Source organism: Halomicrobium sp. HArcht1-1 (assembly GCF_058933285.1).
This window is the reverse complement of the sequence record NZ_JBZYDL010000001.1, coordinates 2,496,476-2,516,128: the sequence shown is the minus strand read 5'-3', so window position 1 is coordinate 2,516,128 and position 19,653 is coordinate 2,496,476. Positions and strand designations below refer to the sequence as shown.

The window sequence follows — 19,653 nt, the reverse complement described above, 5'->3', positions numbered from 1 at the left end:
CGACACCGCTGTCGGCAATAGCCGTCTGTGACACAAGGGTTATGGCTGGCAGCCCCTTACCCAAGGTGAACGAAACCAATGCAAGGACAAAATCAACAGCAGGCGTACGACCGAGGGATCACTATCTTCTCCCCGGACGGACGCCTCTACCAGGTCGAGTACGCACGCGAAGCAGTCAAACGCGGCACGGCGAGTGTCGGGGTCCGCACGGCAGACGGCGTCGTGCTGGCCGCCGATCGACACGCCCGTTCCCCGCTGCTGGAACGTGACAGCATCGAGAAGATCCACAAGGCCGACGACCACGTCGGCATCGCCAGCGCGGGCCACGTCGCCGACGCCCGCCAGCTGATCGACCTGGCGCGTCGACAGGCTCAGGTCAACCACCTGCGCTACGGCGAGGAGATCGGCGTCGAATCGCTCACCAAGGAAGTCACCGACTACATCCAGCAGTACACCCAGACCGGCGGGGCACGCCCGTTCGGCGTCGCGCTGCTGGTCGGCGGCATCGAGGACGGCGAACCGCGCCTCTTCGAGACCGACCCGTCGGGGACTCCCTACGAGTGGCAGGCCGTCGCGATCGGCGGTGACCGCGACGAGATCCAGACGTTCCTCGAAGAGGAGTACGAGGAGGAGATGGACCTCGAAGCCGGGCTCTCGCTGGCGCTGCGAGCGCTTGGATCGGTCAGCGACGACGGCCTCGACGCGACGGGCGTCGACGTAGCGACGATCGACGTCGAGTCCGAGCAGTTCACGGCGCTCTCGGAGGACGAGATCGCCGAACGAGTTACCGAGCTGGAACTCGAAGGTGATGACGATGAGTAAGTTCCCCGACCTCCCTGGTATGAAGAACCTCGACGCGAACCCGTACGAACCGGAACTCGCATCGTTCGACGACATGGACGCCGACGCTGGCGACGGCGACGCCGTCGCGAAGACCGGCACGACGACCATCGGCATCACGACCGACGAGGGCGTCGTCATCGCGACGGACATGCGAGCGTCGCTGGGCGGTCGCTTCGTCTCGAACAAGTCCGTCCAGAAGGTCGAGCAGATCCACCCGTCGGCCGCGCTCACCCTCGTGGGCAGTGTCGGCGGCGCGCAGTCGTTCATCCGGACGCTGCGCTCTGAGTCCGACCTCTACGAGGTCCGCCGCGGCGAGCCGATGAGCATCTCCGCGCTGGCGACGCTGGCGGGCAACTTCGCCCGCGGTGGTCCCTTCTTCGCGATCAACCCCATCCTCGGGGGCGTCGACGAGGAGGGAAGCCACGTCTACAGCATCGACCCAGCAGGCGGCGTCATGGAAGACGACTACACCGTCACCGGCAGCGGGATGCAGGTCGCCCACGGGAAGCTCGAAGACCGCTACCACGACGACCTCTCGATGGAGGAGGCAGAGGAACTGGCCGTCGAGGCCGTGTACGCGGCGACCGAGCGCGACACCGGCTCTGGCAACGGCGTCTACGTCGCCACGGTCACCGGCGACGGCGTCGACATCACCGGCTACGACGACTTCGAGGGCGCGCGGTAGGCGCTCCGTTTCGTTCTCTCTTATCGCTGTTCGTCGGACGGTCGTCGTCTCCCGGAGTGGCACCGCTAGCCCTATGTGCGCGCCGCGGCGAGACCCAGCAAGACCATGCGCCCAGCCCAGTCGATCGAGCAGGCCGTCGGAATGCGCTACTACGTCAGCGACGGCGACGGCATCGGTGGCCGACTCCGTGCCTCGCCCGAGGACTTCGTGGTCCGGGAACTGGAGGCGTTCGAGGCCGAACCCGCCGACGCCGACAGCGGCGCGTACGCCCACCTCGTCGTGCGCGCGACGCTACACAACTGGGACACCAACGACTTCGCGTCGGCGCTGTCGGATCGTCTCGGCATCTCTCGGGAGCGCGTCTCGTGGGCGGGGACGAAAGACAAGCGTGCCGTGACGACCCAGCTGTTCTCGATCGCAGACGCGGACGCGGCCGACGTGCCCGAGATCGACGGCGCGGAGATCGACGTCGTGGGGCGGGCGGGACGACCGGTCCTCTTCGGTGACCTCGCCGGCAACGCCTTCGAGATCACCGTCCGGGACGTGGACCGCCCGGAAGGTGTCGACGCGATCACCGAGCAACTGCGCGAGTTCGCCGGCAGCGCCGACGGCGACGAGCCGACGGTCGCGGTGCCGAACTACTTCGGCCAGCAACGCTTTGGCAGCAAGCGCCCGATCACCCACGAGGTCGGGCTGGCGATCGTCCGGAACGACTGGGAGGGCGCGGTGATGGCCTACCTCGGGAACCCCAACGAGCGCGAGCCCGAGGCGACACAGGCGGCACGGGCCTACGTTCAAGAGACCCACGACTGGGAGGGGGCACTGGAGCGGTTCCCGCGAGCACTGGGGTACGAGCGGGCGCTCTGTCACAGTCTGGCCGACGCCGACGACGCCTCCCCAGCGGCGTTCCGGAGCGCGCTGGAGACGCTGCCGACGAACCTCCAGACGCTCTTCGTCAACGCCGCCCAGTCGTCCCTGTTCAACCGCATCCTCTCGGAACGCCTCGACCGCGGGCTTCCGTTCGACCGCCCCGTCGCTGGCGACGTGGTCTGTTTCGCCGACGGCGACGCGCCCGCCGACCTCCCACTGCCGGACACCGACCGCACACAGCGGGTCACTGCCGAGCGCGTCGACACCGTCGAGCGACACTGCGAGCGGGGCCGAGCGTTCGTCACCGCACCGCTGCTCGGGACCGAGACGGAGCTAGCAGAGGGCGAACCGGGCGAGATCGAACGCGCGGTGCTCGCCGACGCCGGCCTCGAACCGACCGACTTCGCGCTTCCGGGCGAGTTCGACTCGTCGGGAACCCGGCGCGCGGTTCAGGTCCGGAGCCAGATCGACGTCCAGCGACGCGAGGTGGACGCGATCCGATTCGCGTTCTCGCTGCCGAAAGGCAGCTACGCGACGGTGCTGCTCCGTGAGTACCTGAAGCGCGATCCAGCCCAGTTGTAACGGGACCGGAACCGCCCGCCGCTCGGGTCGCCCGGTCGAACCGCCTCGCTTTTGCGTTCGTATCCCCGAGACGCTTGTATGTCGTGTCGGCAGTGTGGCTCCGAACTCGACCGACCGGGCGATTACTGTCTGGTCTGTCGGTCGGCAAACACGGACGTGGTCGTCCTCGAACTCGACCGCGAGCGGGCGACGGTCACCGCACTCGCCGACGAGACGGTCGTGGCCGCACGGACGATCACGACGACGCCGGAAGCGGGCGGCGAGACCGGCGTCGTCGAGTTGCGCAACTTCGCCGGGCTCGTCGCCGACGACGTCCGTCGCAAACGGCCAGAGGAGGTGTACGTCACCGGCGACCGCGACGTTGTTGGGGCCGTCCGCAGTCAGCTCCACTACCCCTTCTATCGCGTCGACGGCGACGAGCCGGTCGAACACGTCCTGGAGCGACGCGGCGAGCCGGCACTGGAGGTCGTCGACGCCGCCCCAGAGGAGAAACTCGGCGGTTCACACTCGACGCTCGTGGGCGGCCGGGCCGGCAAGCGAGCGATCCAGACGGTCGCCGGCCACCCCCACGTCAAGAAGGTGATTCCGGGGCCGATCGACGCCGGTGGGTCGGGATCGCGGACCGGCGTGCGCGCCAAGGCGACCCGAGCGGACGAACACGGCAACGTCAGACTGCTGATCCGGGACGGCTCCAGCGTTCAGGAGAACCGTATCGTGACGACGGCTGGCGACCGAGAACTCGGCGAGCGCGTCCGGGCAGACCTCAACGACGCGCTGACCGAAGCCGACTTACAGGACTAGACGACGGCCAGCAGCGCCGTCGTGAGCGCGTCGATGACGGTCTCCCAGATCGAGAATCCGGTCAGCAGCGAAAGCACCGTGTCCAGCCCGAAGAAGCCGAACAGGCTCGCTCCGAAGAGGTGGGCCTTCCGCAGGTCGAACCGATGCGAGAAGGTGTAGAAGAAGTAGGCGTTCAGCAGGCTCACCGGGATGATTGCCAGCATCTCGCCGGCCCAGATCGCCGCCGTCGCACCGTACTCGGCCGCGAGCGTGATCGTGATCAGCTGGGTCTTGTCGCCGAACTCGCCGGCCGCCATCAGGAGGAAGATGGGGAGGAAACTCCCGAAGCGGTCGGGGACGGTGAAATCACGGCCCGCGAGCGTGACCACGTCGGGCAGGTCGACGGTCGCGGTCCCGCCGTCGGTCCGGTGGTCGGCCCCAGCCCCGTCACCGTCGGCGATCGTCGCCGGGTCCGGCTGGGTTCCCGTCGCCGGGGCGGATCGGTAGAGCAGGACGGCAAACAGGAGGAACATTCCGGCGGTGAAGGCATCGAGGTAGACGCCCGGCAGCGCTGCCTGGATGGCCGCTCCGAAGGCGATCTCCAAGGCCGTCCAGCCGGCGAAGGCACTCCCGGCCGCCGCGACGACGACCAGTGGGTTGTACTTCGTCGAGAGGCCGGCGATGATGAACTGGACTTTCTCACCGGGCAACACGCTCAACTGCGCGATCATCGCGACCGCGACGATCTCGACGAATCCAGTCACGGTCTCACCTCACGGTGGACGTTCGGTAGCTCCGCGTGGACGAACATGAGTCAGTCGCGTAGTATTAGATGGGTCTAATAAATAAGCGTGGCGTGTCGAACGGGATGTCGATCGACGGCTCGGTCGGATCTGGGCGGTCGCCAGTGGGCAGTCCGGGTCCCGGCGGCCGGTCCAAACTCAACAGGTTTATGAAAGTCCTGGGCCGACAGTACGATACTATGGCCAAAGACAAGGGACGAACCGGAAGTGCCGGTCGCTTCGGCGCACGGTACGGCCGGGTCGCCCGCCGCCGCGTCGCCGAGATCGAAGACGACATGCGAGACGACCACGCCTGTCCCGAATGTGGCAAAGACCGCGTCGACCGCAAGGGAACTGGCATCTGGGAGTGTAGCTACTGTGGCTACAAGTACACTGGCGGCACGTACCGTCCGGAGACCCCCGGTGGGAAGACCGTCACCCGTTCGATCCGCGCTGCGCTCGCCGAAGACGAGGACGAGTAATGAGCTACAAGTGTTCCCGCTGTAAGCGTGACGTGACGCTCGACGAGTACGGCGGCGTTCGCTGTCCGTACTGCGGTCACCGAGTGCTGCTGAAAGAGCGGTCGCGCGACGTCAAGGAAGTCGACGTCAAGTAGCGTGGATCACGAAGCCGTTCTCTCTTTCGAGTACGACGACGACCAGCAGGCACGCCGCGTCGCACGCAGCGTCCGCCCGGAGATCGGCGAGATCGGCGGGGAGCGGACGACCGCCACGCTCCGGCGGGACGCGGCGGCGGTCGTCGTCGAGATCACCGCCGCCGACCTCGTGGCGCTCCGTGCCGGCTGTAACACCTGGGCGACCCTCGTCGCCGTCGCCGAACGGACCGCCGGCACCGTCCCGTAGCGCCGCCAGTCACTGCGACTGTCGCTCCGCTCGGTACTTGCGCTAGTCGATGGTTTGTCGAAATGATTATGTGAATACAGTCGAAGGTATTCACTGAGATAATCACAGCGGGGTGGGCACTATGACCGGCGAAAACGGGTCCGAATCGGAGACGAGCGACGGGGAGCGGGTGCTCTACGTCGACACGCCGACCGACAGCGTCGCCGACCGACTCGCCGATCGCCTCGGCTGTCGCCTGCACCACGAGACCGGTGTCGAGGCGGTCACGGCCGCCGAGTCCGAGTCGTGGGACGGACTCGTCTTGACCGACGGTGTCGCGGCGGACCGACGCAGCGCGCTCCTCGATGCGGTCGACTGTCCGTCGGTGTTGTACGCGAGCGTGGACCCGGCGACGATCCCAGCGGAGACGACACGCCGAGTCGAGACGATCGTCGAACGGGAGACCGTGGACGCGCCGTCTCTCCTCGCAGAGAAGATCGAGACGCTCGTCGGACAGTTCCCCGACGCCTTCGAAGCCGCGCGCGCGAGTGCTCTCTCGACGATCTGTCGGGAGGTGACCGAAGCTAGCGCGCTGTTCGTCGTCGACGACGACGGCCGCCTGTGCTGGTCGAACCACAGCTTCGAAGCGCTCTTTCCCGTCGATCGGATCGAGCGCTCGATCCCGGAAACGGAAGGCTTCTACGCGCGACTGGACGCGATCGTCTCCGGAGAGCCCGACGACGGTGGCCGCCGCGAAGTCGGCGCTCGCGATGGCCCGGTCGAAAATCACTCGGTCGTGGTTCCCACCCCCACCGGCACCCGCTACTACGTCCACCAGCGACACCGCCTCGCGAGTGTGGGGGACGGCATCACGATCGAGCAGTTCGAGGACATCACGGACCGCGTCCGTCGCGAGACGCGGCGGCGACTGCTCGCGTTGCTGGTCGAACAGGCGCGGGACGGCCTGTACACGCTCGACCACAACGGTGTCGTCGACTTCTGTAACGAGTCGTTCGCGGCGATGCTGGGCTACGAACGCGGTGACCTGATCGGGATGCACGCTTCCGAGATACTCGCTCCCGGCGAACTGGAGGCCGGTCAGCGCACCGTCCAGTCGCTGCTGGACGACTCCGACACCGAGGGCGCGGAAGTCGACATGACCTTCCGGACCCGCGACGGCCAGCACCGCGAGCTGTCGATCCACTACACGCTCCTGTCGACCGGCGGGGACACGTACGGCGGTCTGATGGGCGTCGCACGCGACGTGACCGAACGACGCGAGCGGACCCGCCAGATCGAGTCCCAGCGTGACGAGCTCTCCACGCTGAGCCGGACGAACGCACTGGTACAGGACATTATCGGCTCGCTGGGCACCGCTGCCAGCACCACCGAACTCCAGCAGACCGTCTGTGATCGGCTGGTCGAGTCCGGTCGCTACGGACTGGCGTGGATCGGCGAGCGCCGCGGTGGCGACGACGTGATCGCTCCGCTAACTAGCGCCGGTGCGTGGACCGAACACCTCGACGAGATCGAGCTCCGCGCCGACGACGGTGGGGCAGACGCCGGTCCGGTCAGTCGTGCCTATCGCACCGGCGAGGTACAGGTCGTCTCGGACACGCGATCCCTGGCGGCGTTTTCGCCCTGGCGAGAGCGAGCACTGGCTGCCGGCTTCGAGGCGGTGATCGTCGCCCCGCTCCGTCACGGCGAGACGACCCACGGCATCCTCGCCGTGTACGCGACCGAACCGGAGGCGTTCAGCGAGCGCATCGCACGCAGCTTCGCCGTCCTCGGGGAGACGATCGGGCTCGCCCTCACGGCAATCCAGAACAAGCGGCTACTCCAGCACGAAGCCCCGCTCAGGCTGGCGTTTCGCTCCGACAGCGACGACGCCTGTCTCGCCCGGATCGCGCGGGGCTGTGACTGTACGCTCGAAACGGCCGGCGTCGTCGAGACCAGCGACGGCGTGGTACAGTACCTCCGGGTCGACGGAGCCGCCCCCAGTACGGTGGTCGACACGGTCCGCGAGTCCGAGGTCGTCGAGGACGCGGCGGTGACCCGGACCGACGGGGACTCTCTCGTCGAACTCCACGGGTCGTCGTCGCTGGGAACAGAACTCGCAGAGGTGGGTGCCCGTCTCGTCGAGACCGAGATCGATCCCGGTGGTGCTCGCCTCGTCGTCGAGACGACCGACGACGCGGACCTTCGGTCGGTCCAGACCGTCGTCGAACGGTGGTTCCCGGACGTAACGCTCGTCTCCAAGCGCAAGCGGACCCAGCCCGAGAGCGACGGCCAGCGGTCGCCGCTGTCGCCGCTGACCGATCGCCAGCGAGAGGTCCTCCGGGCGGCGTACCTCTCGGGGTACTACGACTGGCCTCGCGAGACGACCGCCGAGGAGCTCGCGGACTCGCTGAGCATCGCCTCGCCGACACTCCACGAGCACCTCCGCCGGGCAGAGCGGAACCTCCTCGCTGGGGTGCTCGACCGGTGATCTCGTGTCACCGGACTGTGACCGGTCCTGTTGGCCGAACGATAGCCTAGCCACCTAGGCGGCTAGTTATTGCTACCTGGGGGTGTTACAACCGAGTGCTTGACCCATGACCAACCAGCCCACTGGGGAACCCGACAGCGACGAGTGGCGTGGGATGACGCCCCGCGATCGCGGTCTCACCGTGCCGATGATCGACGACGTGTTCGAACTGCTCGCAGACTGGCGTCGGCGGGCGATCGTTCTGTACTTCGCCGACACCGAGGCGTCGTCGGCGACGGTCGAGACCCTCGCCACGGCGGTCACACAGCGCGGCATGGGTCGTGACTGTCTCGAGGTTGGATCGGTGTCTGCCGTCCGGACGGACCTGGTGGAGGTCCACCTCCCGCGACTCGACGAGAAGGGCGTGCTCGACTTCGACCGCCGGAGCGAATCGGTCCGCTACTGGGGCCAGCCGACCGTCGAGAAGTGGGCCGAACACGTCGACGAAGTCCTCCGATAGCACCGCCAGACACTAGTTGTCCCGTTCGGTAGTGGCCGTATGGACCTGCCAGCCGTCGGCCTCGGGACGATGGGTATCGACGAGACCGAGCCGCTCACGCGCGCCATCGAACTGGGGTACCGCCACCTCGATACGGCACAGATCTACGAGAACGAGGCCACGGTCGGCGACGCCATCGCGGCCAGCCCGGTCGATCGGGACGACCTGACGGTCGCGACGAAGCTGTGGATCGACCATCTTGCCGCCGACGACGTGCGTCCCGGCACCGAGGCGAGCCTCGACCGGCTCGGTCTGGACGCCGTCGATCTCCTCTACGTCCACCGCCCGCGCGGTGACTACGAGCCGGCGAGCACGCTGTCGGCGCTCGACGCGGTCGCCGACGCGGGCCTGACGCGGGCCGTCGCGCTCTCGAACTTCGAGCCCGATCAGCTGCGGACGGCGCGAACGCACCTCGACGCCCCGATCGCGGCCCACCAGGTCGAGTTCCACCCCTACTTCCGGCAGGACGAACTCCTGGCCGACGCCCAGGAACACGACTACCCGCTCGTCGCGTACTCGCCCCTGGCCGGCGGGAAAGTCTTCGACGATCCGGTCCTCGAAGACATCGCTGACAAGTACAACTCCTCGCCAGCCACCGTCGCGATCGCGTGGCTGTGCGATCACGACAACGTCGTGACGATCCCCAAGGCCTCCTCGCCGGCCCACCTGCGAGCGAACCTCGCCGCGACCGACCTCACGCTCGACGAGGCCGACGTGGCCCGCATCGAGGGTATCGACGAACGCGTCGAACTGTACCCAGAGTAACGAGCCGGCCCGGGATTCGACACGCCTGCATCGAAAGCAATGGTTTTTCAGTGCGGCACCCGAGGTGGTGGGTATGCAGGGTAATCTGCCGCCGGAAGCACAAGAGAAACTCGAAGAGCTACAGGACCTTCAGGAGACCGCACAGCAGGTCGCAGCCCAGAAGCAGCAGGCCGAGACACAGCTCCAGGAGTCCCAGACGGCGCTCGACGAGCTCGACGACATCGACGAGGACTCGACGATGTACCGCGAGGTCGGCGAACTGCTCGTCAAGACCGACTACGCCGAGGCCGTCGAGGACCTCGAAGAGAAGGTCGACGAACTGGAGATCCGCACGGAGACCCTCGAAAAGCAGGAAGAGCGCGTCCGAGAGCAGTTCGAGGACCTCCAGAGCGAGCTCCAGCAGATGCTGGGCGGCGGTGGCGGTCCCGGCGGCGCACCCGGTCCGGGCGGCGCTGGCGGCGCGTAAATGTCGACCGATCAGTCGCACAGTGACGACCCCACCGACGAGACGGTCGTCGAAACCGCCGCGACGGCTGCCGAAGATGTCGTCTTCTCGCGCTACGACACCGGCACCGTCGAGGATCTCGACGTGACCGTCTCGTTCGAGGACGGCGTCCTCGACGTCGACGTCTACGTGAACGCCCCCGACGGACGCCACGACGAAGCGCAGGTCGCAGACGACGCGGCGCTCGCGGCCCAGGCCGCCGTCGACGACCTGTTCTCGTCGTAGCGGGCTACTCTTTTGCCGCCGTCTGTGTCCGTTCCTTGGTGAAGCCGGTCCGGAACGCGATCCAGGCCAGCACGCTGATGAAGAGGATCGGCGGCAGGATCATGAACCCCCAGAGGGGGTCGAGCCCCCACTGGAGCAACAGGACGAGATCCGCCAGTCCGAGCAACAGGAACGGAGTGACGGCCTTGATCGCCTGCCAGCGGTTCAGTTCGAGGCCGTCACGCAGGTCGCTCGTGTCGATGCGGTCGGAAGACTCTACCATATCCAGATCGAGGGTCGCTGTGGTAAAAAACGTCGCGCTCGGTCGGCGTCAGCGGGGACGGGCGGCTTACGCGTCCGTTTCGGTCTGCTCGTCGCTGTCTCCGTCGTCGGTGGTCGTCGCAGACTCGTCGTCGCTGTCCGTGTCTTCAGTTGCGGATTCGTCGTCCGTGTCTGCGTCGTCGTTTTCGGCGTCGTCGGTGTCGCTCGCGTCCGCTCCCGCGTCGTCGCTCTCGTCGTCCGGCGTCACGTCGCTGATCCGCTCGCCCAGCGAGCCGTCCAGCGTCCCATCACTGTGCTGGCCGATCAGCGAGTGAATCTCACCGACGAAGTCGGGGACCTGTGCGGGCATGTCCGCGGGCGGACCGCGTCGTTCGTCACCGGGCACGTCGGCGGGCGGGCCGCGGTCGGCGTCGGCAGATTCGTTCGCCCCACTGTCGGCGTCGTCGCTCTCGGCGGAGTCCGTGTCGCGGTCGGCGTTCGCGTCCACGGTGTCGGCGTCGTTCGCGTGGTCGTCGGCCTGTGCAGGTGCGTTGCCGGGCAGTGCTGCCGCCGAGCCCGTGACGAGGGCGACGGCCAGCACCAGCGTGGCGATTGTCTTGAGTTGCATCGTCGTTGTCTCCAGGCACACCTACGCCGCCGATGGGACTTGAAGGGGGGACGCGCTACTGCCGAATTCTGTCGAATTAAGCCGCTTCAACCGGTTTCACGCTCCGGATTAACTCGCATTAATCGGGATTGTCGGTCTGCTCGGCGAGCGACTGCTGTCTCGCCCCGTCGGTAGCGCGGTCGGTCCCGCGCGCGCCGCCGACGAGGTAGCCGTCGATCGGCCGATTCTCGCGGTCCGGCACGTCTTGCACCCACAGGTGGACGCCGTGTCCCGAGCACGCCCTGGCCCACTCCCGGGCCAGCGCCTTCGACGCGAAACGACGCCGAGCGCCTTCGCGGTTCACCCACTCGCCGACCGCCCGCGAGCGCTGCCAGGCGGAGGGCTTGATCGCGACTCGGTACGCGTCGGTCACGACTCGGCTTTCGTCGCCACGTCCCTCAACGCCTCGCTGGTGTGGCCCACTGCACAGCTTTTCATACCTCCGCACCGAACCGTCGGCCATGGAACACGAGGCCACGGTGGAAGGCGTCGGCATCGGCGTCGGTGAGGAAGGTCCCGGTGCGCCGGTCGTTCTCCTGCGCGCCCGTGACGAGGTCGTCCCCATCTTCGTCAGCTCCGATCAGGCCCAGTCGATGCAGCTGGCGCTCGAAGGCGAACCGTTCGAGCGGCCGTTGACCCACGACCTCATGGTCGAGATGGTCGCGGAGTTCGGTGCGGCGATCGACCGCGTCCGGATCGACGATCTGGCCGACGGCACGTTCTACGCCAAGATCGACACCGAGCAGTACCTCGACGACCGACGCAAAGAGATGGTGTTCGACGCCCGCCCCTCCGACGGGATCGCGATCGCGCTGCGCGTGGACTGCCCGCTGATCGTCTCCGACGAGGTCGTCGACGAGGCGGGCCAGCCACCGGACGCCTTCGAGGAAGCTCCCGAAGAAGACGACGACAGCGAGTTCGAGCTCTAACGACCCGCTCCGTCCTGCTCTCTGGGCGCACGTACGCGGTACTTCTGTGAAAGTCGGCTGTCCGCAGTTCTCTGGGTTCCGCGGTCGCGTCGGAGACCCTTCGCTCAGGCTCTCCCCGCTCCCGCATCGCTTCGCTCCGCGGTCGCGTAACGAGGCCTCTGGTCGGTGCCTCGGTGAACTACCCCACCCTACTCACTCACCGCTTGCGCGGTTCGCTCCTTGAGGGTGGGGCTTCCTGCTTCCACGACGCGTTTTGCAGACACCTGAGTGGTATCCACAGGGAGCGCAGTCTCCACAGGCGTTGATTCGGAGTGTCCCACTCCTATGTCTTCGAGACCGCGAGAAAGAATATTCCACGCCGCGTTCGCGTCCCTGTCCGCTTCAAATCCACAAGACGGACACGAGTGTTCACGGACCCACAATGGCTTGTCGGTCGAAACGCCGCACGACGCGCACTCTTTGGTCGTCCCTCTCGGGTTGACCGCCACGAACTGCGTCCCTTCGCGGTCGCACTTATATTGGAGCAACGAGAGGAACGTCCGCCACGCCGCCGACGCCGTATTGCGGCTGTTCGAGGGCGACTCCATCATCCCCTTCACGTTCAGGTCTTCGACCGCCACGAGGTCGTACTTCCGAGCGTAGTAGTTCGAGAGTTTGTGCAAGAAGTCGCGGCGCTTGCGCCGGAGGTCGGCGTGACACTCCGCGACGCGCCGTCGTTGCTTCTTGTAGTTGTTCGACCCGTGCTGTTTGCGCGAGAGCTTCCGTTGCTCGCGTTCTAACCGCTCACGTTCGTCCGAGAGGTTGAGCAATCTGACAGCCGTACCATCGGTGTCGTGAGCGTACTTGAGAATCCCTACGTCGATGCCGACGCACTTCTCGGGGTCCTCAGGCGGTTCGGACGGTTCGCGGTCTATTTGGACGCCGAAGGTGGCGAACCACTCACCTGTCGCCTCTTTCTTGAGCGTGACCTGCTTGAGCTTCGCACCGTCGGGGATGGCGCGGTGGAGCCGAATCGGTATGTCTCCGAGTTTCGAGAGTGACAGCACAGCCTGACCGCCCTTCTTGTCGAGCTTGAAGCCAGACTGATTATACGTGAAACTGCGGAACTCCCGTGGCGGCTTCCACTTGAGTTGGCCAACGCCGTAGCCGTTCTCCTTGAGCTTGGAGAGGCCTTTGAGGTTGTCGAACAGCCGTTCTACGACGGTTTGGAGGACCTTCGAATACACGTCGGAGAGGTCGTCCCACCACTGCTTGAGGTCGGGGAGTTCCGACCGTAGCGCGGTCATGGACGGCAGTTCGCCGTGTTCGTCTTGGTACTCGTTGAGCCGGTAGAGCGTGTGGTTGTACAGTTGCCGACAAATGTCTCGGTGACGGTCCAACTCCTCGCGGTAGGTGTCGGACGGCTTGAGACGGTATTTGTAGGCGTAGTACATTGCTCTACTCGCTGCGTTCCTCGATAAGTTCGTCCAGTTGCTCTCGGATGAACGACGAGAGGTTGAGGTGTTGGTTCTCAATCCACTCGTCTTGGTCCTCCCGAATGGTGATTGTCTTCCGTTTCACTGCAATGCACACTATGCACGCTACACGTAAATCACTTCGGTGAACGTTGGCCTGTGGGCCGGCAACAAAACAGTGTACGAATAGACGATGACGGCGCTGTATCCCCGGCCTACTGCGCTACTCGGGCGTCGCCCTGCGTTGCTCCTTGAGGACGGGGGCTTAGCGCCTGCATACAGCTAATCGTCCGCGGGGGTCGCGTTCGTCGCCGTCACGTCGACCGGTTCGGCGTCGACTTCGAGTTCGTCCAGCGCGGCCTGTGCGGCGCGCTTGCCCGAGAGCAACATTGCGCCGAAGGTCGGCCCCATGCGCGGGAGGCCGTAGGTCGTCGCCGTCGCCATCCCGGTGACGATGAGGCCGTCGTGGGCGAGGCCGGTGTGCTCGACGACGGCGTCCTCGCTCTTGCCGACCCACATCGAGTCGTGGCCGGGCGAGTCGTGGCCCGGTGCGCCGTAGGTGTCGTCCCCGGTCGAGTCCATGCCGCTGGCTTCCTCTTCGAGACCGGGCGCGTTGAGGACGCCCCGCTCGTCGAGCTTCTTGACGGCCATGGCCTCGTGGCCCGTGGCGTCGATGACCAGATCGGCCTCGACGGCGATCGGATCGACGCAGGTGATCTCGCGGGGCAGTGCGTGGACGGGCGTCCAGTTCATGACGATGCCGCCGACGCGGTGGTCCTCGCGGATGACGATGTCCGTGAACTCCGTCATGTTCTGCATCTTCGCACCGGCGTCACAGGCGGCCTTGATCAGGCCGGAACAGGCTTCGGGACCGTTGGCGACGTAGAGCCCGTCGCTGTCCTGGGACTGCTTGTAGTCGACTTCGAGTTCGTCCAGAACGTTCTGGGCCGGATCTCGAACGGTGACCTTGTTCATCAGGAAGCCGCCGAGCCAGAAGCCCCCGCCGAGGTAGTTGTTCTTCTCGACGACCATGACCTGGACGCCGCGCTCGGCCAGTTCCTTGGCCGCGGTCAGCCCGGAGGGGCCGCCGCCGACGATGATCACGTCGGAGTCCGAGAAGTCCATGAACTCCTCGGTCCACTCCTGACCGATAGCGCGTGTGACTTCCGCCTCACCGACGTCGCTGAACTGCTCGAATTCGCTCATACAACCTAGTGGTACCACCACGTTGCAATAGTGGTTCCGGTCTGAGTCGAAGCCGTCGGCTGTCAGGACGCGTGGCTCTCCGGGATCGAAAGCGCGGACCACGTCGTCGCCGGCCCGCTCACACAGCGAGCTCTCGTGTTCGTGAACGGAGGCGTCTACTGGAACCCACCGACTAGACGGTGTGGGCAGAACAACGTCGCGCTAGCCGAAGTACCGGAGGTCCGACGTTTCCTCGCTCTGCTGGTAGCGCTGGCCGTCGTCCCACTGGCGCAGGCTCGACTCGGTGCGTTCGACGGCGTCCAGCAGGTGCGTCGTGTCGACGCTGTCGCCGGCCCGCAGCGCGCGGTGGGCGGCCTCGTCGGCGACGAGTTCGAGGTCGCTGGCGGCGTACCCGTCCGTGGCAGTCGCCAGCCGATCCCAGTCGACACCGTCGACGACGGGGCGATCTGCGAGGTGGACTCGCAGTATCTCGCGGCGAGCCTCGGCGTCGGGCGGCGGCACCTCGACGCGTTCGTCGAACCGGCCCGAGCGCCGGATCGCACCGTCGACGTCCTCGATCAGGTTGGTCGCGCCGACGACGATCACGTTCTCGTCGGAGATGGCTTCCAGCTCGGTCAACAGCTGATTGACCAGCTGTTGGCCGCTCTGGTTCGTGCTGGCGCCGCGACTCCCCGCGACCGCGTCGATCTCGTCGAGAAAGACCAGACAGGGCTGGTTCGCTCGCGCGATCTCGAACAGGTCAGCGACCCGCTGGGCGGGCTCGCCCATCCACTTGCTGACGAGCTCTGCCGGCGAGATCTCGACGAAGAAGTGATCGAGTTCGCCCGCCAGTGCTTCGGTGATGTAGGTCTTCCCACAGCCCGGCGGGCCGTACAGGAGGACGCCGCTGGTCGGTTCGAGACCGTACTGTTCGAACCGCTCGGGCTGGCGCAGTGGCTCCAGTACCTTCTCTTCGAGCGTCGTCTGGAGGCCGTCCATCCCGCCCACGTCCTCGAACGTCCGGGTCACGTCGCCGCTGACGATCGCGTCGGCCTGGAGGTGGTCGACGCTCGACGGCTGGACGACCGTCCCCGTCCCGTCGGTCTCCTCGGCGACGAACTCGTAGCGGCCGATCCACTCGTCGATGCTCGTCTCGGTCCGCTCGGCGGCCGCCCGGAGGTGGTCGGTGCCGACCGGACTGTCGTCTGCAAGCGCCGCACGGGCCGCTTCGTCGACGACGCGTTCGAGGTCGCTGGCGGCGTAGCCCGCCGTCGCGGAGACGGTCGCGGACAGATCCAGGTCGTCGGTCGTGGGCCGCCCGGCGAGGTGGACCCGGAGCATCTCCCGGCGGGCGTCGGCGTCGGGCGGTGGCACCTCGACGCGCTCGTCGAAGCGGCCCGAGCGCCGGATCGCGCTGTCGATGTCCTCGACGTGGTTGGTCGCGCCGACGACGACCACGTCCTCGTCGCGGACGCCTTCCAGTTCCGTCAGGAGCTGGTTGACCATCCCCTGCTCGCTCTGGTTCGAGTCGTCGTTGTCCCGCGCGACCGTGACCGCGTCCAGTTCGTCGAGAAAGACCAGGCAGGGCTGGTTCGCCCTGGCGATGGCAAACAGCTCCTGGACCTTCTGTGCGGGTTCGCCCATGTACTTGCTGGAGAGATCGGCCGGCGAGACGCGGACGAACGACTGACCGAGTTCGCCCGCCAGCGCGCCCGTGATGTAGGTCTTCCCACAGCCCGGTGGCCCGTGCAACAGGACGCCGTCGACGGTGCTGAGCCCGTACTCCCGGTAGCGGTCGGGGTGTTCGAGTGGCTTCAGCACTTTCCCCTCCAGCGTCTCTTTCAGCCCCGTCATCCCGCCCACGTCCGAGAAGCTCCGGTCGGGACTGGGATCGACGAGTCGCTGGGCGTCGAGCAGTTCCGTCTCCGGCGGGTCGACGACCTCGTCGTCCTGCCCGCGGGCCGCCCGGTCGTCCGACTCCTCGCGTCGACGGTCGATCCGGTCTTGCGTGCCCTCGACGGCCACGTCCTCGGCACCCAGCCAGTGGCCGTCCGATTCGAGCACCGACTGGTGGCTCGCCACGAACTGTTCGAGCCAGCCCACGGAGGTGATGGTGTCTCGCGCCCAGCCCTCGTCGGTGGGGCGGACGGCGACGTAGCACAGTTCGGACTGGTCCCGGGCACCGAACTCGGCGATCCAGAAGGGGAGAGACACCCGATCGATCGACTCGACGCCCTCGAACGAGCCCGCGTCGACGGCGTCTGGCAGGCCGTAGATCTCACGGAGGTCGTCCAGCGGATCGCCGCCCTCGTAGGCGTCGGCCTGCTCGCGGAAGCGCCGGGCCTTCGTGTGGTTGCCGGCGGATTCCTCTGTGTCGGCCTGTTCGTGCCACCGCTCGATCTGGCGGTCGATCCGTTCGCGCTCGTGTTCGAGCTGGGTCGGCAACACGGACGCCGCTCGCGCTTCGTCGCCGTGGAAGCCCAGCGCGACCGTCGGCACCGACGCGTCGCCGTAGCGCGCCCGCGGATCGATCGCCGTCGTCTCGGTCGCGGCGTGGCGGTGCATCGCCAGTCCCGCGTCGTTGTCCTCCCAGAGGCCGTCGAGCAGCGCGTACTCGCGTTCGTGGTCCGGGCTCGACCACGGGAACCGCCCCTCGACGGCGTAAGAGTACTCGACGCGATAGGCCGGGTACAACACCCTGAGCAGGCCCTGGAGCTGGTCGTGGCCGTCACACCACGTCTGATCGTTCGACCGGAACCCCGCCGCGACGGACCGGCCGTCGAGAAGTGGCTGGTCGATCTCGATGCGTTCCGGTATCGTCACGCCTCATTCACCCCGCGAACCCGACACATATCACTGTCTGGCGAGCGGTCGCAAAAACGCCTTCCGGTCGACTGCGCGACAGGACACCGATCAGAGTTCGCCCTCGCGGATCGCCCGCTCGGCCGCGGACAGTGCCTCGTCGGCGTCGAAAGAGTCGATCGCCTCGCGCTGGGCGGCCTCGTCGCCGGCCAGTTCTCGGGCGTGGTCGGTCATCGCCGGGACGGCCCGGATGATGTTGTCGACGATCGGCACGGCGGCGGTCTGGGCCGACCGAGACATGGGATTGAGGTCGACGACGAGCTCCGTCTTGCCCATGTCGGCCAGTGCCTCGGCGCGATCGCCGTCCTCCAGGGGGACCAGCACCACGTCGGCATCGCCGATGCCGTCGGCGTCGACCTTCGCGCGCTCGTGGTCGAGGCCCGGGATCCGGCCGTCGGCGGTGAGTCCGAGCACGTCCGCGGCCCCGTGTTCGCGGAGGTGGTCGGCGATCCGTTCCATCCGCGCCTCGGTCCGGTTGAAGAGGTTCACCTCCAGGTCGGCACCGGTCGCTTCGGCCAGCGTGACCATCTCGCCTGGCACCAGCGCGGCGACGTTGCCGTTGATCGAGAGCACGGCGTGGTCGGCCTGCAGGAGGTGGGCCGCGGCGGCGCGCTCGGCGGCGGCGGCGGTGTCGGTCGTCCGTTCGCCGAGCAGATAGTCGAACGCCTCGCCGCGGCCCTGTGCGATGAGGCCCTGTTTAGAGGTGATGCCCTTCTCGACGCCGTCCTCGATCCGGTGGCGGGTCAGCAGCGACTCGTATCGCGGGTGGGACTCGGGAACGTCGATCTCGTTCATGGAGACAGGTGACCGCCGACCGTCGAAAGTCCATCGCTCTATCGTTACACATTTCTTACCATCTCTTTTTAGCCAGTAATCGCCTTACTGAAGTACTACACTGTCTTCTCTACTATTTCATGATCGTATCTTGATGATAAATCGCAAGCCTTCTTTATAGATGTTGTAAACGCTCGTGTGGAATTCACACATGTCGACAGCACAACTCCGGCGCGTTCTGGACGGCGACGGGGGGCGGTTCATCTACCTCTCGGCCGCCCTCGCCGCGCTGAACGGCCTCCTGTTCGGATTCGACACTGGAATCATCTCCGGAGCGTTCCTCTACATCCAAGACACGTTCACGATGTCCCCGCTCGTCGAGGGGATCGTCGTCAGTGGTGCGATGGCGGGGGCCGCCTTCGGCGCGGCCGTCGGCGGGCGACTCGCGGACCGGATCGGTCGCCGCCGGCTCATCTTGCTCGGTGCCGGAGTGTTCTTCGTCGGCTCGCTGACCATGGCCGTCGCCCCGTCGGTGCCGGTCCTCGTCGCGGGACGGCTCATCGACGGCGTCGCGATCGGGTTCGCCTCGATCGTCGGCCCGCTGTACATCTCCGAGATCTCGCCGCCGAAGATCCGCGGTGCGCTGACCTCGTTGAACCAGCTGATGGTCACCGTCGGCATCCTCGTCTCGTACTTCGTCAACTACGCCTTCGCGGACGCGGGGGCGTGGCGGTGGATGCTCGGTGCCGGGATGGTGCCGGCGGTCGTCCTCGCGATCGGTATGCTGAAGATGCCGGAGAGCCCCCGCTGGCTCCTGGAAAACGGCCGCGAGGACGAGGCTCGCGCCGTCCTCGCACGCACCCGCGAGGAGGGCGTCGAGGAGGAACTGGCGGAGATCCGCTCGACCGTCGAGAAACAGTCGGGCACCGGCCTGCGGGACCTGCTCCAGCCGTGGATGCGCCCCGCGCTGATCGTCGGGCTCGGGCTGGCCGTCTTCCAGCAGATCACCGGGATCAACGCCGTCATCTACTACGCCCCGACGATCCTGGAGTCGACCGGCTTCGGCAGCGTCACGTCGATCCTCGCGACGGTCGGGATCGGCGTCATCAACGTCGTCATGACGGTCGTCGCCATCGCGCTGATCGACCGTGTCGGCCGACGCGTCCTCCTGTTGGTGGGTGTCGGCGGGATGGTCGTCACGCTTGGCATCCTCGGTGTCGTCTTCTACCTGCCCGGCTTCGGCGGCGCGCTGGGCTGGATCGCGACGGGCAGCCTGATGCTGTTCGTCGCCTTCTTCGCGATCGGGCTCGGCCCGGTCTTCTGGCTGCTCATCTCCGAGATCTACCCGCTGGCGACCCGTGGCAGCGCGATGGGGCTCGTCACCGTCGCCAACTGGGGCGCGAACCTCGCGGTCTCGCTGGCCTTCCCCGTCCTGACCGCCAGCGTCGGACAGCCCTCGACGTTCTGGCTGTTCGGACTCTGTAGCCTGGTCGCGCTCGTCTTCACCTACCGCCTCGTGCCCGAGACGAAGGGGCGGTCCCTGGAAGCGATCGAGGCGGACCTCCGGAACAACGTCTCGTCGACGCCCGCGGCCGCCGTCGGCGACTCCGAAGAGTAAGAGCGGTCGGACGGCACGT

The 19,653-nt window shown here is 66.8% G+C and carries 23 protein-coding genes; 14 read left to right on the top strand and 9 right to left on the bottom strand.

The genetic code is table 11. The features are described from left to right. The first annotated feature begins 78 nt into the window (after positions 1-78). From psmA to AC5FRZ_RS13200, 4 genes are all read left to right on the top strand, one after another. Entirely contained in the window at positions 79-822 is a 744-nt protein-coding gene (psmA, locus tag AC5FRZ_RS13215; protein ID WP_153554227.1) for an archaeal proteasome endopeptidase complex subunit alpha, read from the top strand. Then, the gene (psmB, locus tag AC5FRZ_RS13210) at positions 815-1,528 is read left to right on the top strand and encodes an archaeal proteasome endopeptidase complex subunit beta (protein WP_153554226.1); all 714 of its coding nucleotides are present in this window, start codon (positions 815-817) and stop codon (positions 1,526-1,528) included. Before psmA ends, psmB begins: the two co-directional genes overlap by 8 nt. A gap of 105 nt (positions 1,529-1,633) precedes the next feature. After that, complete coding sequence (truD, locus tag AC5FRZ_RS13205) at positions 1,634-2,980, top strand: tRNA pseudouridine(13) synthase TruD (protein ID WP_493564809.1); 1,347 nt, start codon at positions 1,634-1,636, stop codon at positions 2,978-2,980. A gap of 78 nt (positions 2,981-3,058) precedes the next feature. Then, positions 3,059-3,781, top strand: a complete 723-nt coding sequence (locus AC5FRZ_RS13200; protein WP_153554224.1) for a DUF2103 domain-containing protein — start codon at positions 3,059-3,061, stop codon at positions 3,779-3,781. Here AC5FRZ_RS13200 and AC5FRZ_RS13195 read toward each other — a convergent pair. Beyond that, a complete protein-coding gene (locus AC5FRZ_RS13195) occupies positions 3,778-4,524 on the bottom strand; it encodes a TMEM165/GDT1 family protein (protein ID WP_493564808.1) in 747 nt (248 codons plus the stop codon). The genes AC5FRZ_RS13200 and AC5FRZ_RS13195 overlap by 4 nt on opposite strands. Before the next feature lie 218 nt (positions 4,525-4,742). Between AC5FRZ_RS13195 and AC5FRZ_RS13190 the strand changes: the two genes are divergently transcribed. From AC5FRZ_RS13190 to AC5FRZ_RS13155, 8 genes are all read left to right on the top strand, one after another. Further along, complete coding sequence (locus AC5FRZ_RS13190) at positions 4,743-5,024, top strand: 50S ribosomal protein L37ae (RefSeq protein ID WP_049940679.1); 282 nt, start codon at positions 4,743-4,745, stop codon at positions 5,022-5,024. Further along, positions 5,024-5,158, top strand: coding sequence for a DNA-directed RNA polymerase subunit P (locus tag AC5FRZ_RS13185; RefSeq protein ID WP_012807557.1), 135 nt, complete (start codon positions 5,024-5,026; stop codon positions 5,156-5,158). The genes AC5FRZ_RS13190 and AC5FRZ_RS13185 overlap by 1 nt, the downstream gene beginning before the upstream one ends. Position 5,159: 1 nt before the next feature. Next, positions 5,160-5,405: a KEOPS complex subunit Pcc1 gene (locus tag AC5FRZ_RS13180; RefSeq protein ID WP_493564807.1), complete on the top strand. Its 246-nt coding sequence runs from the start codon at positions 5,160-5,162 to the stop codon at positions 5,403-5,405. A 121-nt stretch (positions 5,406-5,526) separates the two neighbouring features. Beyond that, positions 5,527-7,872 carry a bacterio-opsin activator domain-containing protein gene (locus AC5FRZ_RS13175; protein ID WP_493564806.1) on the top strand — a complete coding sequence of 782 codons (2,346 nt, stop codon included), beginning with the start codon at positions 5,527-5,529 and terminating at the stop codon, positions 7,870-7,872. A 106-nt stretch (positions 7,873-7,978) separates the two neighbouring features. Continuing rightward, a complete protein-coding gene (locus tag AC5FRZ_RS13170; protein ID WP_170095192.1) occupies positions 7,979-8,371 on the top strand; it encodes a DUF7344 domain-containing protein in 393 nt (130 codons plus the stop codon). A gap of 39 nt (positions 8,372-8,410) precedes the next feature. Beyond that, the gene (locus AC5FRZ_RS13165; protein WP_493564805.1) at positions 8,411-9,175 is read left to right on the top strand and encodes an aldo/keto reductase; all 765 of its coding nucleotides are present in this window, start codon (positions 8,411-8,413) and stop codon (positions 9,173-9,175) included. 73 nt (positions 9,176-9,248) lie between these two features. Next, a complete protein-coding gene (locus AC5FRZ_RS13160; RefSeq protein WP_012807552.1) occupies positions 9,249-9,641 on the top strand; it encodes a prefoldin subunit beta in 393 nt (130 codons plus the stop codon). Beyond that, complete coding sequence (locus tag AC5FRZ_RS13155; RefSeq protein WP_153554216.1) at positions 9,642-9,905, top strand: DUF3194 domain-containing protein; 264 nt, start codon at positions 9,642-9,644, stop codon at positions 9,903-9,905. A 4-nt stretch (positions 9,906-9,909) separates the two neighbouring features. Here AC5FRZ_RS13155 and AC5FRZ_RS13150 read toward each other — a convergent pair whose 3' ends face one another. The 3 genes from AC5FRZ_RS13150 to AC5FRZ_RS13140 form a co-directional block, all read right to left on the bottom strand. Beyond that, positions 9,910-10,167, bottom strand: coding sequence for a DUF8142 family protein (locus AC5FRZ_RS13150; protein ID WP_170095190.1), 258 nt, complete (start codon positions 10,165-10,167; stop codon positions 9,910-9,912). Between the two features lie 66 nt (positions 10,168-10,233). After that, complete coding sequence (locus AC5FRZ_RS13145) at positions 10,234-10,773, bottom strand: hypothetical protein (RefSeq protein ID WP_493564804.1); 540 nt, start codon at positions 10,771-10,773, stop codon at positions 10,234-10,236. Between the two features lie 118 nt (positions 10,774-10,891). Continuing rightward, the gene (locus AC5FRZ_RS13140) at positions 10,892-11,185 is read right to left on the bottom strand and encodes a DUF8081 domain-containing protein (RefSeq protein ID WP_493564803.1); all 294 of its coding nucleotides are present in this window, start codon (positions 11,183-11,185) and stop codon (positions 10,892-10,894) included. A gap of 88 nt (positions 11,186-11,273) precedes the next feature. Here AC5FRZ_RS13140 and AC5FRZ_RS13135 point away from each other — a divergent pair, with 88 nt between their 5' ends. Continuing rightward, the gene (locus AC5FRZ_RS13135; protein ID WP_153554213.1) at positions 11,274-11,741 is read left to right on the top strand and encodes a bifunctional nuclease family protein; all 468 of its coding nucleotides are present in this window, start codon (positions 11,274-11,276) and stop codon (positions 11,739-11,741) included. Positions 11,742-11,929: 188 nt separating this feature from the next. Here AC5FRZ_RS13135 and AC5FRZ_RS13130 read toward each other — a convergent pair whose 3' ends face one another. The 5 genes from AC5FRZ_RS13130 to AC5FRZ_RS13110 all read right to left on the bottom strand — a co-directional run bounded on the left by AC5FRZ_RS13130 (position 11,930) and on the right by AC5FRZ_RS13110 (position 18,037). Beyond that, complete coding sequence (locus tag AC5FRZ_RS13130) at positions 11,930-13,174, bottom strand: RNA-guided endonuclease InsQ/TnpB family protein (protein WP_493564802.1); 1,245 nt, start codon at positions 13,172-13,174, stop codon at positions 11,930-11,932. A gap of 4 nt (positions 13,175-13,178) precedes the next feature. Beyond that, on the bottom strand, positions 13,179-13,301 hold the full coding sequence (locus tag AC5FRZ_RS13125; protein ID WP_493564801.1) for a hypothetical protein: 123 nt from the start codon (positions 13,299-13,301) through the stop codon (positions 13,179-13,181). A gap of 176 nt (positions 13,302-13,477) precedes the next feature. Beyond that, entirely contained in the window at positions 13,478-14,401 is a 924-nt protein-coding gene (locus tag AC5FRZ_RS13120) for a sulfide-dependent adenosine diphosphate thiazole synthase (protein ID WP_153554212.1), read from the bottom strand. 201 nt (positions 14,402-14,602) lie between these two features. Then, complete coding sequence (locus tag AC5FRZ_RS13115; protein WP_493564800.1) at positions 14,603-17,203, bottom strand: AAA family ATPase; 2,601 nt, start codon at positions 17,201-17,203, stop codon at positions 14,603-14,605. Positions 17,204-17,293: 90 nt separating this feature from the next. Next, positions 17,294-18,037, bottom strand: coding sequence for a 4-phosphopantoate--beta-alanine ligase (locus tag AC5FRZ_RS13110; protein WP_493564799.1), 744 nt, complete (start codon positions 18,035-18,037; stop codon positions 17,294-17,296). Positions 18,038-18,227: 190 nt separating this feature from the next. On the opposite strand from AC5FRZ_RS13110, the gene AC5FRZ_RS13105 reads away from it, so the two are divergent. Then, complete coding sequence (locus AC5FRZ_RS13105) at positions 18,228-19,634, top strand: sugar porter family MFS transporter (RefSeq protein ID WP_208626895.1); 1,407 nt, start codon at positions 18,228-18,230, stop codon at positions 19,632-19,634. The last annotated feature ends 19 nt before the right edge of the window (positions 19,635-19,653 follow it).